The sequence below is a fragment of the Phocaeicola acetigenes genome (assembly GCF_027529745.1).
Taxonomy (GTDB): Bacteria; Bacteroidota; Bacteroidia; order Bacteroidales; family Bacteroidaceae; genus Phocaeicola; species Phocaeicola acetigenes.
On sequence record NZ_JAPZVM010000002.1, the window covers coordinates 415283 to 433185 of the forward strand.

11 protein-coding genes and 1 tRNA gene are annotated in these 17903 nt (G+C 42.3%); 9 read left to right on the forward strand and 3 right to left on the reverse strand.

Going from position 1 to position 17903, the window contains the following annotated elements:
- The first annotated feature begins 82 nt into the window (after positions 1-82).
- Entirely contained in the window at positions 83-2740 is a 2658-nt protein-coding gene (locus tag O6P32_RS04315) for a glycoside hydrolase family 2 protein (RefSeq protein ID WP_269876995.1), read from the forward strand.
- A 682-nt stretch (positions 2741-3422) separates the two neighbouring features.
- On the opposite strand, the gene O6P32_RS04320 is transcribed toward O6P32_RS04315, so the two are convergent.
- Entirely contained in the window at positions 3423-4598 is a 1176-nt protein-coding gene (locus O6P32_RS04320) for a MalY/PatB family protein (protein ID WP_269876996.1), read from the reverse strand.
- A gap of 393 nt (positions 4599-4991) precedes the next feature.
- Here O6P32_RS04320 and O6P32_RS04325 point away from each other — a divergent pair, with 393 nt between their 5' ends.
- The 7 genes from O6P32_RS04325 (at position 4992) to O6P32_RS04355 (ending at position 11990) form a co-directional block, all read left to right on the forward strand.
- Complete coding sequence (locus O6P32_RS04325) at positions 4992-5834, forward strand: prephenate dehydratase (RefSeq protein ID WP_269876997.1); 843 nt, start codon at positions 4992-4994, stop codon at positions 5832-5834.
- Positions 5809-6993 (forward strand): pyridoxal phosphate-dependent aminotransferase, encoded by a 1185-nt coding sequence (locus O6P32_RS04330; protein ID WP_269876998.1) that lies wholly within the window; start codon positions 5809-5811, stop codon positions 6991-6993. Before O6P32_RS04325 ends, O6P32_RS04330 begins: the two co-directional genes overlap by 26 nt.
- 42 nt (positions 6994-7035) lie before the next feature.
- Positions 7036-8103: a bifunctional 3-deoxy-7-phosphoheptulonate synthase/chorismate mutase type II gene (locus tag O6P32_RS04335; RefSeq protein ID WP_178265750.1), complete on the forward strand. Its 1068-nt coding sequence runs from the start codon at positions 7036-7038 to the stop codon at positions 8101-8103.
- A gap of 11 nt (positions 8104-8114) precedes the next feature.
- Positions 8115-8888: a prephenate dehydrogenase gene (locus tag O6P32_RS04340; RefSeq protein WP_178265751.1), complete on the forward strand. Its 774-nt coding sequence runs from the start codon at positions 8115-8117 to the stop codon at positions 8886-8888.
- 185 nt (positions 8889-9073) lie between these two features.
- The gene (locus O6P32_RS04345; RefSeq protein WP_269877001.1) at positions 9074-10480 is read left to right on the forward strand and encodes an amidophosphoribosyltransferase; all 1407 of its coding nucleotides are present in this window, start codon (positions 9074-9076) and stop codon (positions 10478-10480) included.
- A 143-nt stretch (positions 10481-10623) separates the two neighbouring features.
- Positions 10624-11163, forward strand: a complete 540-nt coding sequence (locus tag O6P32_RS04350) for a peroxiredoxin family protein (RefSeq protein ID WP_178267318.1) — start codon at positions 10624-10626, stop codon at positions 11161-11163.
- 35 nt (positions 11164-11198) lie between these two features.
- A complete protein-coding gene (locus O6P32_RS04355) occupies positions 11199-11990 on the forward strand; it encodes an N-acetylmuramoyl-L-alanine amidase family protein (RefSeq protein ID WP_408636043.1) in 792 nt (263 codons plus the stop codon).
- A gap of 461 nt (positions 11991-12451) precedes the next feature.
- Here O6P32_RS04355 and clpB read toward each other — a convergent pair whose 3' ends face one another.
- Both clpB and O6P32_RS04365 read right to left on the reverse strand, forming a co-directional pair.
- Entirely contained in the window at positions 12452-15040 is a 2589-nt protein-coding gene (gene clpB, locus O6P32_RS04360; RefSeq protein WP_269877004.1) for an ATP-dependent chaperone ClpB, read from the reverse strand.
- A 346-nt stretch (positions 15041-15386) separates the two neighbouring features.
- A tRNA-Thr gene (locus tag O6P32_RS04365) sits at positions 15387-15459 on the reverse strand.
- A 500-nt stretch (positions 15460-15959) separates the two neighbouring features.
- Between O6P32_RS04365 and O6P32_RS04370 the strand changes: the two genes are divergently transcribed.
- Complete coding sequence (locus O6P32_RS04370) at positions 15960-17843, forward strand: amidophosphoribosyltransferase (RefSeq protein WP_178267315.1); 1884 nt, start codon at positions 15960-15962, stop codon at positions 17841-17843.
- Positions 17844-17903: the final 60 nt, after the last annotated feature.

The window sequence follows — 17903 nt, forward strand, 5'->3', positions numbered from 1 at the left end:
TTATAAGGAATGACAACTGCCGATAATTTGGTTTTTTACGATAAAAATGTACCTTTGCTTTCACTTTACGAATCTTTATTACATGAAAACACAGGTACGATTATTGGTAATGGCAGTTTGTCTGCCTTTATTGGGTTTTGCGCAGAATGGGGTACAGGTTGTATTACCAGAAGCTGGAAGCAAAACTTTATTACATGAGGGTTGGTTTGCCCGTAGGGCCGCAGAAATTGGAGAAGATGGAAACAGACTTACTTCAGGATGTTTTGATTCATCAGGATGGTTGCAGGCGAAAGTACCGGGAACGGTGCTGACTACCTTGCTGGAGAACAAGTTGTTTCCTGCTCCCGAGTTTGGATTGAATAATGAGAAGATACCGGATATCTCTGCTGTGGGGCGGGATTTCTATACTTATTGGTTTGTCCGTCCTTTTACAGTTTCTTCAGTAAATTCAGGAACACATGTATGGCTGAATTTCAGAGGCATCAATTATAAGGCTGAAATTTATCTGAACGGAAAGCGTGTCAATACTACGACTCATGAAGGAATGTTCTTACGCCAGACTTACGATATTACTTCTTATTTGAAAAAGGATTCTGTGAATGTATTGGGAGTATTGGTCTTTCCTCCCGATCATGTAGGAGTTCCTAATGGAGGACAGGGAGGTGACGGACAGATAGCCCGAAACTGTACGATGCAATATACTCCCGGATGGGATTGGATTCAGCCCGTACGCGACCGTAATACCGGAATCTGGGATGAAGTTTCTATTACCACGACAGGAGATGTTTGTGTAGATCATCCGTATGTGGTGACGAAAGTACCGGGAGTACGCCGTCCGAGTGATACCAAACAGGCTCCGGCTTATTTGGAAACATCTGTGGAGGTGAAGAATGTATCGGCTCAACCTAAAAAAGGGATATTGAGGATGGTGTACGAAGGACGAAAGTTGGAAGAGCCGGTGAGCTTGCAGCCTTATGAAACCAAAACAGTCGAACTTGACAGACAGACTTTGAAGAATCCGTCTTTGTGGTGGCCGAATGGAATAGGAACCCAGCCTTTGCATCAGATTTCTTTTTCGTTTGTAATGGATGGGGAAGAAACGGATATTGAGAATGTACGTTTTGGTATTCGGGAAATAACTACACGCAAAAATCCTCATAACGGAGGCCGTGAATTTTATGTAAACGGTCAGCCTGTATTTATGACCGGTGGCAATTACATCGATTCCGACTGGCTGCTTCGTCTGTCTCCTGAACGATATGAGCACGACGTGCGTTTTCATGCTGAAATGAATCTGCGTATGATACGTGTGTGGGGAGGTGCCTTACTGGAGCGTCCTGAATTTTATGAGGCTTGCGACCGCTATGGTATTCTGGTATTCCAGGATTTGTGGGGAAGCGGGGACTGTAATGGAGCATGGGAAGACCTTACGAAACTTGACTCCAGAGAGCGTCGCTGGGAATATCCGGATAATCATGCGTTGTTTTTGGCTTCGGCAGAAGACCAGATTAAAATGATTCGTAATCATCCGAGCCTTTGTTTCTGGTGTGGAGCGAACGAGTGGCCTTTGGCTAAGGATATAGATCAGGCTTTGCAGGAAGATATTCTTCCTCGTTTGGATCCGAATCGTCTGTTTGCCCGTTATTCTACCGATTCTACTTTTACCCGCAATTTACTGGGTGATAATGGAGACGGTCCTTATGGCATTCAGGAACCGGAATGGTTCTTTACTTTCCGTTCTCATCCTTTCAATCCGGAAGTTGGTTCGGTAGGTTCGCCCGAAGTCGAAAGCTTCCGTGCTTTCATGCCGGAGAAAGATTTAAAGGAATTTCCCAGAAACGGAAGAACACGTAATCTGAATTGGCGGTATCACAAGGATTTAGGCTATGGAGATCATCTGGAACGTTATGGAGAGCTGCATACCATTGAAGATTATTGTAAATATGCGCAGGTAGTCAATTATGACCAATACCGCAGCTTTATGGAAGGATGGGCTTCGCACATGTGGGACTGGTATACCGGGGTACTGATTTGGAAAACTCAAAATCCATGGACTGCATTGCGTGGTCAGATGTACGATTGGTTTCTCGATGTCAATGCTTCTCTTTATGGAACTCGTAAAGGATGCGAACCGATTCATCCGTTTTATAATCTGATTACAAAAAAAGTGACTTTACTGAATACGACGGTTGAAGAGAAGAAAGGGTTGGTTGTAAAAGCGCAGTTGTTTACACGAGATGGAAAGGAATGTTGGAAGGAGGAGAAAACATGTGATGCGTCGGCCAATGGGTTAAATGATTTGTTTGAAGTTCCGCAGCCGGAAGCGATAAAAGGTGTGTATTTCTTGAAACTGACCTTGCTGGATGCAGAAGGAAAACAACTGACGGATAATATTTATTGGCTGACTACAACTCCCGAAGATTATCGTACATTGGCAGAATTGCCTGTTTCTCGTCCGGATATACAGGCTTCGCTGGTAAAGAATGAAAACACGTATAAGGGAAAGATTAACTTTACAGGTGACAGTCGTATCAGTTTCTTCAATCGTATTAAACTTTTCGATAAGGAAACTGGCGAGCGGATTCTTCCGGTACATTATTCTGATAATTATGTCACACTGATGCCGGGAGACAAACGTTGTATCTGTTTTGATTTCTGTTCCGAGTTGCCCAAAGAGAGAATACAGATGGTGGTAGAAAGCTGGACACAAGATAAAGTGGTTATAGACGACTGGAAATAAGAAAGACTTCGGAACACATTACCACAGAAAGGAAAAGCCTTGAACCGGAAAGATAATGAGAACGGTTCAAGGCTTTTGTCATATTGATAGGAATATTGAATGTTTTGCATTAAAAAATGGGAAAATGCTGTTTTTCGATAACCCGTATTTGGGATAAAAAGTTCGCTCACAGTGGTAAAAATCCCTTTTTAGGGCTAGAAAACCTCCTTAAAACATGTTATAGGACAGGTTTATGGAACCTTTCCCGGAGGAAAATACGACTTGTATCAGGCGGTAACAATACTTGAAACGAGGGCTTACGGTACTAGAATCGTTGTCTTACGCGATTAGTTGCGTTGGCTGATGCTTCTTTTTGCTTGTTTTTACCTGTTTTCGGGGGATTTCTGATGCTTTTTCGAAGCAGATTTTCTTCATTTTTTTAAGTGATAAAAGGCTGCTTATTTCTTGATTCTTCGATACTGGAATATATAGCATACTTCTGTTTATGTTATTTGGACGGATAAAGGCAGGAATATCTGTCTTTCTGTATTTTTATAAGGGTCAAAAAACAGCCGAATTTTCCACGACTTCTGTATCGGTGGTCAAATAACGCCGTATAAAGGCATCTGAATTGACATTTTGTAAATAACGTGAATTCTAAGACTTTTGTAAGTAAATTCTCAGAATTCACGTTGTTTATATTCTATTCCGGCAATTGCTGATAAGCTGAATGAAGTTGTTTCATGGCTTGTTCAAGAATAGAACGAGGAGAACCGATGTTCATACGCATAAAGCCAATCCCTTCTTTGCCAAATGTCTTTCCGTCATTCAAAGCCAAATGAGCTTTTGAAACAAACCAATCGTTGAGTGCTTCCTGACTGAGTTTCAAGTCGCGGCAATCCAGCCATACAAGATAAGAAGCCATCGGAACTATCACCTTGATTTTGGGCATGTGGGTGTGAATATAATCAGTTACATAATCAATGTTTCCCTGTATATAGCTTAATAGCTGCTCCAGCCATTCTGTTCCATTTGAATAGGCAGCTTCCACAGCAGGAAAGGCAAATACGTGTCCACCATTCAGTTCGCAGGATTCCAGATAAGCTTCAAATCGGGCTCTTAATCCTTCATTGAAAATAACGGTGTGTGAGGCCGATACTCCTGGCATGTTGAAAGCTTTGCTGGGCGACATGAAAGTCACGGAATTGTTACGGGCTTTTTCTGAAACCATAGGGAAAGGAAGATGCTGACGGGGAGGTAAGGTCAGGTCGGCATGGATTTCATCGGACAATACAATCACATTGTCGTCTGCACAGACTTCAGCTATGGTTTCCAGTTCTTCTCTTGTCCATACTATACCACCCGGGTTATGAGGATTACATAAAATTAAGGCGCGGATTCCTTTTATAGACCGGCGGAACAGGTCTAAATCCATCCGGTAATGTCCATCTTCCAGACGAAGCGGGCATTCTACCAACCGGCGGTTATTGCGTGTAACCAGCCAGAAGAATGGAGGATATACAGGAGGCATAATCATAATCTTGTCTCCAGGCTGAGTCAGAGCATTGATGGCCATTCCCAGTCCGGGTACGATACCGGGTACATAATTCAGCTGTTCTTTACGTACCTCCATGTGGTATCTCATTTTCATCCAGCCAATAATAGCCTGATAATAGCTGTCCGGTTTACAGGTATAGCCCAGTATGGGATGTTCGCAGCGTTTTCGTATGGCATCAAGTACAAAAGGAGGAGTAGCAAAGTCCATATCGGCTACCCATAATGGGATAAGGTCTTCGCGTCCCCAGATTTCTTTTACTTCATCTGTTTTTACTGAAGCAGTACCCTGCCGGTTTATGATTTGGTCGAAGGAATAATTCATAATGTATTATTTAAAGTTAGTAAATCGGTTTTATAAAGGGTAAGTATTTGTTTGTTGTTCCCTTACAAAAATACAATCTTTCTTTTGTTTCTGGTATCAGTTTTGAAAGATCTTTTCCAGTCTGTTTTCAATTAAATGAATAAAAAAGAATAGTTTTTTTAATATTATGTTTGTTTTTTCTAGAAAAACATTACATTTGCAAGCGTAAAGACAATAATGCAAGATTTATGAAAACATTTGCGACATACTTCTTTTTCTTTTTTTATTACTTTTACTTTAGCAATAAGGTAGAAGCGGGAGTTCGCATGTGTACAGTAAGATAAATGATAAATGAAAATATAACGAATCCCGCTTCGTAAAGAAGTCGGGATTTTTTTTTATAGATATGATTATATGAAAAAGATAGCTATACAAGGGGTTCCAGGTTCGTATCATGATATTGCAGCTCATAAATATTTTAAAGATGAAGAAATTGAACTGATATGTTGCAATACGTTTGAAGAGGTCTTTGAACAGATGCGTAAAGACAGTAAGGTGATAGGACTTGTGGCCATTGAAAATACGATTGCAGGAAGTTTGCTTCACAATTATGAACTATTGAGAGAAAGTGGAGCAACCATCATTGGAGAACACAAACTGCGTATCAGTCATAGTATCATGTGTTTGCCCGATCAGGATTGGGACGATTTGACTGAAGTGAATTCTCATCCGGTAGCATTGGCCCAGTGCCGTGAGTTCTTGCAGCATCATCCGAAACTGAAGGTAGTAGAAACAGAAGATACTGCCGGTAGTGCCGAAAACATCAGTAAGCATCAGTTGAAAGGCCATGCTGCTATCTGTTCCAAGTATGCGGCCGAATTGTATGGAATGAAAATCTTGCAGGAAGGCATTGAAACAAACAAACATAATTTTACCCGCTTCCTGGTTATTGCCGATACTTGGATGGCAGACGAACTGAAAGACCGCTCGAAAGTAAACAAAGCCAACATCGTATTTTCACTTCCGCATACAGAAGGAAGCCTTTCACAGGTTTTGTCTATCTTTTCATTTTATAAGATCAATCTGACCAAGATACAGTCGTTGCCTATTATCGGTCGTGAATGGGAGTATCTGTTTTATGTGGATGTGATGTTTAACGATTATTTGAGATACAAACAAGCTATTGATGCGGTAATGCCGCTTACCAAGGCACTTAAAATATTAGGAGAATATGCAGAAGGAGAATCTACACTATAATATACAGCCTGCCGATAGACTGGCTAATGTAAGCGAATACTACTTCAGCCGTAAGTTGAAAGAAGTAGCACGTATGAATGCGGAAGGGAAGAATGTAATCAGTCTGGGTATCGGAAGCCCCGATATGCCACCTTCAGAAGAAACGGTACGTGTCTTGTGTGAAAATGCCCAGAAACCGGATGCTCATGGTTATCAGCCTACGGTGGGTATTCCTGAGTTACGTCAGGCTATGGCCGACTGGTACAAGCGCTGGTATAACGTTGATTTAGATCCTGCTACGGAAATCCAGCCTCTTATCGGCTCTAAGGAAGGTATTTTGCATGTGACGCTGGCCTTGGTGAATCCGGGAGATCAAGTGTTGGTTCCTAATCCTGGCTATCCTACCTATACATCATTGAATAAAATATTGGGTAGTGAGATTGTCAACTATAACTTAAGAGAAGACAACAACTGGCAGCCGGACTTTGACGAGTTGGAGAAAATGGATTTGAGTCGTGTAAAGATTATGTGGACCAACTATCCCAATATGCCGACAGGAGCAAATGCTACAATGGAACTGTATGAAAAACTGGTAGACTTTGCACGCCGTCATAATATTGTCATAGTGAACGACAATCCTTACAGTTTTATTCTTAACCGGAAGCCAATCAGTATCTTGAATGTGCCGGGAGCAAAGGAATGCTGTATTGAGTTCAACTCGATGAGTAAGAGTCACAATATGCCGGGATGGCGTGTCGGTATGCTGGCTACCAATGCTACTTTTGTACAGTGGATTCTGAAGATTAAGAGTAATATCGATTCGGGTACGTTCCGACCTTTGCAGTTGGCTGCAGCACAGGCGTATCATAACAGTGCCGAATGGCATGAAGAAGCCAATATTCAGGTATATAGCCGACGCCGGAAACTTGCAGAAGAAATCATGCGTGTCTTGGGATGTACCTTTGATGAAAACCAAGTGGGCATGTTCCTTTGGGGACGTATTCCCGATACTTATGGTGATGTAGAGGAACTGACCGAGAAAGTCTTGCATGAGGCACGGGTATTCATTACTCCGGGATTTATTTTCGGAAGCAATGGCAAACGCTACATTCGTATTTCGCTTTGTGCCAAAGAAGAAAAACTGGCAGAAGCTTTAGAGAGAATCAAATCTGTCTTATAAAAAGTCAGATAAATAAAAACGAACAACAAAAAAGATAAAGATATGGAACTGAATTTACAACCCATCGAACTGGAAGGTGTTTCAAAAGAACGCCCCATGGTGATAGCAGGCCCTTGTAGTGCCGAAACAGAAGAACAAGTAATGTCAACTGCCACACTTTTGGCTAATAAAGGTGTGAAGATTTTCCGTGCCGGTATCTGGAAACCGCGTACAAAACCAGGAGGCTTTGAAGGTATCGGAGTGGATGGTCTGGCATGGTTGAAACGTGTCAAACAGGAAACAGGTATGTACGTAGCAACAGAAGTGGCTACAGCCAAACACGTATACGAGTGCCTGAAAGCCGGTATCGATATTTTGTGGATTGGTGCCCGTACAACTGCCAATCCGTTTGCTGTACAGGAGATTGCAGATGCATTAAAAGGGGTAGATGTTCCTGTATACGTAAAAAATCCGGTTAATCCCGATCTGGAACTTTGGATTGGAGCTTTGGAACGTATCAATAATGCCGGATTGAAGAGACTGGGAGTAATCCATAGAGGTTTTTCTTCTTACGACAAGAAGATTTACCGCAATCTTCCTCAATGGCATATTCCTATCGAATTACGTCGTCGTATTCCTAACTTGCCTATTTTGTGCGACCCGAGCCACATTGGAGGTAAGCGTGAACTGATTGCTCCGCTTTGTCAGCAGGCAATGGATTTGGGCTTCGATGGTCTGATTGTAGAAGCACACTGCAATCCGGATGCAGCGTGGAGCGATGCTGCACAACAGGTTACTCCGGATATTCTGGATTATATTTTGAACTTGCTGGTTATCCGTAAGGAACATCAGTCTACAGAAAATCTGAATGAACTTCGTCATCAGATTGACGATTGCGACAATGAACTGATGGAAATTTTGGCTAAACGTATGCGTGTATGTCGTGAAATCGGTACATTCAAGAAAGAGCATAATATGACCATTCTTCAGACCGGACGTTACAATGAAATTCTTGATAAGCGTGGAGCACAAGGAACTCTGTGTGGAATGGATGCAGACTTTGTAAAGCAAGTGTTCGAAGCTATCCATGAAGAAAGTGTACGTCAGCAGATGGAAATTATTAATAAATAAGAAAAGAGACGATGAAGATATTGATATTGGGAGCCGGAAAGATGGGATCTTTCTTTACTGATGTGTTGAGTTTTGACCATGATGTAGCAGTATATGATGTAGATGCCAAGCGCCTTCGTTTTATGTACAACTGTTATCGTTTCACCTCGATAGACGAAATACAGGAGTTCGGACCAGAGCTGGTTATCAATGCAGCGACGGTCAAATATACATTAGAAGCTTTTCGTCAGGTTCTTCCAGTGTTGCCAAAAGATTGTATAATCAGTGATATTGCTTCGGTAAAGACAGGACTGAAGGAGTTTTACGAACAGAGCGGATTCCGTTATGTTTCCACACACCCTATGTTTGGTCCTACATTTGCCAACTTGGATAAGCTGAGTACAGAAAATGCGATTATTATCAAGGAAGGAGACCATTTAGGTAAGATTTTCTTCAAAGATTTATATCAGCGTTTAGGACTGAACATTTTTGAATATACCTTCGAAGGACATGATGAAACAGTAGCATATTCATTGTCCATACCTTTTGTCTCTACCTTTGTCTTTGCAGCTGTAATGAAGCACCAGGATGCACCGGGTACCACATTCAAGCGTCATATGGCTATTGCGAAAGGAGTCTTGAATGAAGACGATTATCTGTTGCAGGAAATTCTATTCAACCCTCGTACACCTGCCCAGGTAGAGGGAATTCGTACCGAGTTGAATGAACTCTTGGATATTATCAGCAATAAAGATACCGAGGGAATGCGTGCCTATCTTAGCAAGATTCGAGATAAAATAAAGTAAATATCAATTCATAAGAAAGAAGTTATGGAAAATGCCGTTATCGTAAGATTGCGGCATTTTTTTTATTGGGGATTGCAGTTGATGGATATTTTTTTCATGTTTATGTTTGTTCATGATTATGACTTTTCTTTTTTTTCGTAATTTTGTCCTCTCAATCAAACAATAATAAAACAAACAATAAAGGAATGGGTGGTTTTTTCGGAACAGTCTCTAAGGCTGAATGCGTAACCGATTTATTCTACGGTACGGATTATAATTCACATTTAGGAACAAAACGCGCCGGTATGGCTACATATGCCGAAGGCGAAGGATTCACGCGGTCTATACACAGTCTTGAAAGTTCTTATTTTCGTACGAAGTTTGAGGCAGAACTTCCTCAGTTTAAAGGAAAGTCGGGAATAGGTGTCATTAGTGATACAGATCCGCAGCCAATCATGATCAACTCTCATTTAGGACGATTTGCTATTGTTACAGTAGCCAAAATCAACAATACTGCTGAGCTTGAGAAGGAAATGCTAGATGCGAATATGCATTTTGCGGAAATGAGCATGGGAAAGACCAATCCTACCGAGTTGATTGCTTTGCTTATCGTACAGGGAAAAGATTTTGTAGATGGTATTGAAAACGTATTCAATAAGATAAAAGGTTCGTGTTCAATGCTGATTCTGACAGAAGACGGTATTATTGTGGCGCGTGACAAATGGGGACGTACTCCTATTGTGATAGGTAAGAAAGAAGGTGCCTACGCGGCTACAAGCGAATCAAGCAGTTTCCCTAACTTGGATTACGAGATTGAACGCTTTGTAGGTCCGGGAGAAATTATCCGGATGCGTGCCGATGGATTGGAACAATTGCGCAAGCCCAATGATAAAATGCAAATTTGTTCATTCCTGTGGGTATATTACGGATTCCCTGTATCCTGCTATGAAGGAAAGAATGTAGAAGAGGTTCGTTTTGCAAGTGGTTACAAGATGGGAAAGACCGACGATTCGGAAGTAGATTGTGCATGCGGTATTCCTGATTCGGGTGTAGGTATGGCTTTAGGTTATGCCGAAGGAAAAGGAATTCCTTATCACCGTGCTATTTCAAAATACACTCCTACATGGCCACGAAGCTTTACTCCAAGCAATCAGGCAATGCGTTCTTTGGTCGCTAAGATGAAACTGATTCCAAACCGTGCCATGTTGCAGGGAAAGAGAGTTTTGTTCTGTGATGATTCTATCGTACGCGGTACACAGCTTCGCGATAATGTAAATGTATTGTACGATTACGGAGCAAAAGAAGTACACATGCGTATTGCTTGTCCTCCACTTATTTATGGTTGTCCTTTTATCGGATTTACTTCTTCGAAAGGAGATATGGAACTGATTACACGCCGTATTATCAAGGAAATAGAGGGAGATGAGAATGCAAAACTGGCACAGTATGCAACCACCGATTCACCAGAGTATAAGGAACTGGTAGAACGTATCCGTGCACGTTTCGGACTGACTTCTTTGAAGTTTAATACATTGGAAACATTGATTGAAGCAATTGGATTGCCTAAGTGTAAGGTTTGTACGCACTGTTTCGACGGTTCAAGTTGCTTTTGATGAATAGAGAATGATTTAGATATTTAATTCGTAAGCTTCTTCCATAGCCTGATGAAGGAATGGGAGAAGCTTTTTTTATGGATATTGGCATATTCCGTCATTTTTCCGTAAGTTTGTCAAAGAAAATAAAGGAGAATATAAAAATGAGAAAGATTGTATTATTGGTAGTTGGGATAATAAGTTTATTGGTTGGTACATCTGGCTATGCACAGCAGCAGACTCCGGATGCGGTAGGTTATATTGTAAAAGTAGGAGAGGAAGCTCCCGATTTTGAAATGACACTTACCGACGGACAGAAGGTACGTCTTTCCGATTTGAGAGGAAAGGTTGTGATGCTTCAGTTTACAGCCAGCTGGTGTGGAGTTTGCAGAAAGGAAATGCCTTTCATCGAACGTGATATCTGGAAGAAACATAAAGATAATGCAGATTTTGCTCTTTACGGTATCGACCGCGACGAACCTTTGGAGAGAGTGAAGAAGTTTGCAGAACAGACCGGAGTGACTTATCCGTTAGGCCTTGATCCGGGTGCAGATATTTTTGCTCTTTATGCAGAACGAAAAGCCGGAATTACCCGTAATGTATTGGTGGGCAAGGATGGTAAGATTGTGATGATGACCCGTTTGTACAATGAAGAAGAGTTTGCTTCATTGTGTAAGAAAATCGATGAATTGCTGAAAGACTGAGTATGAGATACGTATTGATATTGCTGTGCTGGCTTATGTGTTTGCCGGCTGTTTCTCAGAAAAAGAAGAAAGCAAACTATGAGCCTTTATTTGGAAAGGCACAAGCATCGTATCCGGTTATTTCGAATTCGCTGAAAGGTACAGTCTTTTATCTGGTGAGCGGACATGGTGGTCCCGATCCTGGATGTATCGGAGAGTATAATGGAAAAGAGTTGCACGAAGATGAGTATGCTTACGACATCATACTCCGATTGGGACGTGAACTCTTGAAGCGTGGAGCCAAGGTACACTTTATTATTCAGGATGCGAAAGACGGTATTCGCGAACAGGCTGTCTTGAAGAACAGTAAACGGGAAACTTGTATGGGTGATCCTATTCCTTTGAATCAGGTAGCACGCCTGCAACAGCGCTGTGATGCCATTAACCGGATTCATCGTAAGGAGAAAAGCAGTTATAAGCGGGCTATCTTTATCCATGTAGATAGTCGTGGAAGACGGAATCAGACCGATGTGTTCTTCTATCATGCGCCGGGAAGCACGTATGGAAAGCGTTTGGCAAACCGGATACAGAGTACGTTCCGTGCCAAGTACGACCGTCATCAGCCCAATCGTGGATTTGACGGAACGGTGAGCGAACGAAATCTGTTTGTGCTGCGTAGAGCTGTACCTATTTCGGTATTCATGGAGTTGGGAAATATACAGAATGCTCAAGACCAGAAGCGTTTGGTTATAGCCGACAATCGTCAGGCACTTGCCAACTGGATAACCGAAGGTATTGTGGCCGATTATCAGAGTTCGAAGAAGACTACTTCTTCAAAGAAGAAATGAGAAGATAGATAAAAAAGACTGACCTGCTTTTCAGAAAAAGCATCAGTCGGTATACTTGTTGCATGTAAAAAGAGACTATCTCATGATGAACTTGAGATAGTCTCTGCTTTTTTAGATATAAATCAGTGATTCTGTTTGCTGGTTTATTAAAAACGACGACGTCGGCTGTACATTTGCCTGTGTTGAATGTACAGCCAACGGCGGCAAACGGACATCCAACGACCGCGTTTTAAGTTTCCGACGTTTATCGCTGCCTTTTTATTCCTGCTGCATTGTTTATCATTTCAATAAATACCAATTCCAATATTTAATTGTCTTCTGTTCGGACTGAGGTGAGAGTCCAACGGATACCGTACAATTACGGTATGACGGACTTTCCTGATGCAGGGAATATCCGGATACAAAAAAAGGCTGTTTCAAAATAGTTTGAAACAGCCTTGCTTTTATTTAAGTAGAAAGATTTAGTTACGGAACTTCAGTGCTTCACCACTACGTTCTACGATAATCGGTTTGCTGCGGTCTACTTCCTGAGACAGAAGTTTCTTTGACAAATCGTTCAACAGGTAACGCTGGATTGCACGTTTTACCGGACGGGCACCAAACTCAGGATCGTAACCGGCTGTGGCGATAAAGTCGACAGCTTCGTCGGTCATCTGGAGGGTTACTCCGTTTTCTTCCAACATCTTCTTAATACCGTTTATCTGCAAGCGGACAATCTGTTCAATCTGCTCTTTGTTGAGCGGTTGGAACATGATGGTCTCGTCGATACGGTTCAAGAATTCCGGACGAATGGTCTTTTTCAGCATATTCATCACTTCCGCCTTGGTCTCTTCTACAATCTGATCGTGGTTCTGGTCGTTAATCTTCTCGAACTGACTCTGAATGTAGGCACTACCCAAGTTGGATGTCATAATGATGATAGTATTCTTGAAGTTGACTGTACGTCCTTTGTTGTCGGTCAGTCGGCCATCATCCAATACCTGCAGCAGGATGTTGAACACATCCGGATGAGCTTTTTCTATCTCATCGAACAATACTACAGAATAAGGTTTCCGGCGTACGGCTTCGGTAAGCTGTCCTCCTTCATCGTAACCAACGTATCCCGGAGGCGCACCAATCAGACGAGACACGGTATGTTTCTCCTGATACTCACTCATATCGATACGGGTCATCAGTGTTTCATCGTCGAACAAGTATTCGGCCAAAGCCTTTGCCAATTCGGTCTTACCTACTCCGGTAGTACCCAGGAAGATAAATGAGCCAATCGGACGTTTCGGGTCTTGCAATCCGGCACGGCTACGACGTACGGCGTCGGCTACAGCCTGAATAGCTTCGTCCTGACCTATGACACGGCGATGCAGTTCGTCTTCCAGATGCAGCAGTTTCTCACGTTCGCTCTGCAACATTTTGCTGACCGGTATTCCTGTCCAGCGTGATACAACATCAGCAATGTCTTCGGCGGTAACTTCCTCCTTAATCATGGCATTGTCTCCCTGTTTGTGCTTCAGGTCGTCCTGGATATGTTTGATTTCATCTTCCAGTGCTTTGAGCTTGCCATATCGTATTTCGGCTACTTTTCCGTAGTTGCCTTCACGTTCAGCCTTATCAGCTTCAAACTTCAGGTGTTCAATTTCCTGTTTGTTCTGCTGAATCTTGTTGACCAGTTCTTTTTCGCTCTGCCATTTGGCCTTATAAGAAGTTTCCTGTTCTTTCAACTCTGCGATTTCCTTGTTCAGTTGAGCCAGTTTAGCTTCATCTTTTTCGCGTTTGATGGCTTCGCGTTCTATCTCGAGCTGTTTCAGACGACGTTCTATTTCATCCAGTTCTTCCGGAAGTGAGTCACGTTCCATACGCAGTTTTGCAGCCGCTTCATCCATCAAGTCGATGGCCTTATCCGGCAAGAAACGTTCTGTAATGTAACGGTTACTCAATTCTACGGCAGCAATGATAGCTTCGTCTTTGATACGTACCTGATGATGGTTTTCGTACCGTTCTTTCAAACCACGAAGGATAGAAATAGAACTCAGTGTATCCGGTTCGTTGACCATTACGGTCTGGAAACGACGTTCCAAAGCCTTATCCTTTTCGAAATACTTCTGGTATTCGTCCAATGTAGTGGCACCGATACTTCTCAGTTCTCCTCTCGCCAATGCCGGTTTCAAGATATTGGCTGCATCCATTGCACCCTCTCCTTTACCTGCACCTACCAGCGTATGGATTTCATCGATGAACAGGATGATGTTTCCGTCCGACTGAGTCACTTCGTTGATGACCGATTTCAAACGTTCCTCAAACTCACCTTTATATTTGGCACCGGCTACCAGTGCACCCATATCCAGTGAGTACAGTTGTTTGTTCTTCAAATTCTCCGGTACATCACCTCTTAAGATACGCTGTGCCAATCCTTCTACGATAGCTGTTTTACCTGTACCCGGTTCACCTATCAGAATCGGATTATTCTTGGTACGTCGGCTCAGAATCTGCAATACACGTCTGATTTCCTCGTCACGTCCGATAACAGGGTCGAGTTTTCCGTTTCGTGCAGCCTCTATCAGGTTGATGGCATACTTGTTCAAAGACTGGTAAGTATCTTCGCTGGATTGTGAAGTAACTTTCTGTCCCTGTCTCAGTTCACTGATAGCAGCACGCAGTTCCTTGTCGGTCATACCAGCATCTTTCAAGATAGTGGCTACCGTACATTTTACGTTCAGTAAAGCCAGAATAATGGCTTCCAGTGATACATACTCGTCGCCCAGCTCTTTAGAGAAGCTGACCGCTTTCTGAAGTACCTCGTTAGCATCCCGGCTCAGGTAAGGTTCTCCTCCCGAAACCTTAGGAAGGGAAGCTATCTGCTTGTCGAGAACCATGGCTACTTGCTGGCTGTTCATTCCCAGTTTCTGGAAGATGAAGTTGGTTACATTTTCACCTACCTTCAACACTCCCGCCAGCAGGTGTTCCGGTTCGATGGCCTGTTGTCCCATGCTTTGTACAAGGTTGACAGCCTGTTGAACAGCTTCCTGCGATTTGATTGTAAAGTTGTTAAAGTTCATATAGTTTCTCCTTTCTTTTATCTTGTTTTAGGGTGTCGTCCGGAGTAGGGGAATTACCTTGTCCGTTGCACGACGCTAATAGATTCTCAAAATCTTTGCCAATGTCGGAAAAGAAGATAAAACTGTCTAATTGTCAGTGTGTTAAGGCTTTATTCTGCAAAAATGTCCTAAAGAAAGGAAAGAGACTGCAAAAATGTCTTATGTAAGTCGGGATATAGTAGGAACCGGAGGAAATACAGAGTTGTGCAAATTGATTTTATTACCTTAAAGCTATTGGGGAATTGGATAAGATTGTCGGTATGGAATCGGATAATAAAAAAAAGGCATAGTTGACTATGCCTTTGTGAGCCGAAAGCGGGACTCGAACCCGCGACTTACTCATTACGAATGAGTTACTCTACCAACTGAGTTATTTCGGCAATATCGGTGACTGTTTTGTCGCCCGATCGTGATGCAAATTTATTGTTTTCTTTTCACAAGCAAAAAGGAATAGAAGTTTTTTTTGAGAAAATTGCTTGTTCTGTTTTTTTATGGAATATATATGCAGAAAGCCGTTTGAAGAAAGGAAATAATTATTCTGATATGAATAATTTTAAAAAACATATATAAGAATATGCCAAGTAATTCGTATATTTGCACCCCGAATAGTGATGTGGCATAATCTGATGTATAGTTTGGTGAAACATATAAAAGGGCAAAGTGCATATCCTGGAAGGGACATTTTTACCGCACTTCTGCAGGCAAAAGGAAACGGGCAGTCAAGTTTCGACCTCTTTCCCTTTGGTTTTTCTCTTTTTTACCATCCTGTCAATGTCACTCTTTTTTTTTGTTCCTTATCGAACTTAATTTGTAATTTGTTTATACTAACTGACACCCGGAATTGCTTTCGGCATATCCGGGCGTCTTTTCATATATACGTATGGAACCACTAAAGCATGAATGTGGAGTAGTCATGATTCGACTGCTCAAACCGTTGGATTATTTTCAGAAGAAGTACGGGACTTGGATGTATGGTCTGAATAAGTTGTATCTGCTGATGGAAAAACAGCATAACCGTGGACAGGAAGCTGCCGGACTTGCTTGTGTGAAGTTGCAGGCAAATCCAGGTGAAGAGTATATGTTTCGTGAGCGTGCCTTGGGAGCGGGAGCTATTACTGAAATTTTTAGTGCCGTGCATTCCAATTTTAAAGGGCTTACTCCAGAGCAGATGAGTGACGCTGAATATGCTGAGAAGTGCTTGCCTTTTGCAGGAGAGCTGTATATGGGGCATTTGCGCTATTCTACTACTGGAAGGAGTGGTATTTCGTACGTACATCCTTTCTTGAGAAGAAATAACTGGCGTGCGAAGAATCTGTTGCTATGCGGAAACTTTAACCTGACCAATGTGGATGAGATTTTCGAAGAGATTACTGCTGCTGGTCAGCATCCTCGTAAGTATGCCGATACTTATATCATGCTGGAACAGGTGGGACACCGACTGGACAGAGAGGTAGAGCGACTGTTTACTGAGTGTAAGGCCGAAGGACTGGAAGGGATGGATATTACTCATGCTATTGAAGACCGTATTGATTTGACGAATGTATTGAAAACATCGAGTCCTAAATGGGACGGAGGATACGTAATCTGCGGCTTGACAGGAAGTGGGGAAACATTTGCTGTACGCGATCCTTGGGGGATCCGTCCGGGATTCTGGTACATGGATGAGGAGATCATGGTATTGGCATCGGAACGTCCGGTGATACAGACAGCCTTGAATGTGCCGGCTGACAGTATTCACGAATTACAACCGGGACAGGCTATTCTGCTGAATAAGAAAGGAGAGATGCGTTTGGCTCAAATCAATGAACCTAAACAGAAAAAGGCTTGTTCGTTCGAGCGGATTTACTTTAGCCGCGGAAGTGATATGGATATTTATCGCGAACGTAAGTTGTTGGGTGAGAAATTGGTAAATCCTATCTTGAAAGCTATCGACTACGATGTGGTCCACACTGTATTTTCGTTTATTCCTAATACGGCAGAAGTTGCTTTCTATGGAATGCTGGAAGGCTTTGATAACTATCTGAACGAATTGAAAGTGCAGCGTATAGAGGCATTGGGACATAAGCCCAGCCATAGCGAGTTGGAACAGATTCTTTCTCAACGCATCCGTAGTGAGAAGGTTGCTATTAAAGATATAAAGCTTCGTACGTTTATTTCAGAAGGTAATACAAGAAACGATCTTGCCGCTCATGTATATGATATTACTTACGGAAGCTTGATTCCTTATGAGGATAATCTGGTCATTATCGACGACAGTATTGTGCGAGGTACTACTTTGAAACAAAGTATCATCAGCATTCTCGATCGTCTGCATCCGAAGAAGATTGTCATTGTTTCTTCTTCTCCTCAGGTTCGTTATCCGGACTATTATGGAATTGATATGGCAAGTATGGAGCAGTTTATTGCATTCCGTGCTGCTATCGCATTGCTGGAAGAACGAGGTATGCAGTCGGTTATTGAGGAAGTATACCGCAAGTCGAAAGGACAGCTTTCTTTACCGAAAGAACAGATGGTGAATTACGTGAAAGAGATTTATGCTCCTTTCACCGACGAGGAAATTTCGGCAAAGATGGTAGAACTGCTTACTCCGGCAGGTACTCAGGCAAAGGTGGAAATTGTTTACCAGACATTGGAAGGGCTGCATGAAGCTTGTCCACAGCACGAAGGCGACTGGTATTTCAGTGGCGACTATCCTACGCCAGGTGGAGTGAAACGGGTAAACCAAGCATTCATCGACTATGTAGAGCAAGTCTATCAGTTCTGATGAATGTAAATAAGTGAAGAATAATAAATTTAAACGATATATTAGTATTATAATAAGGTA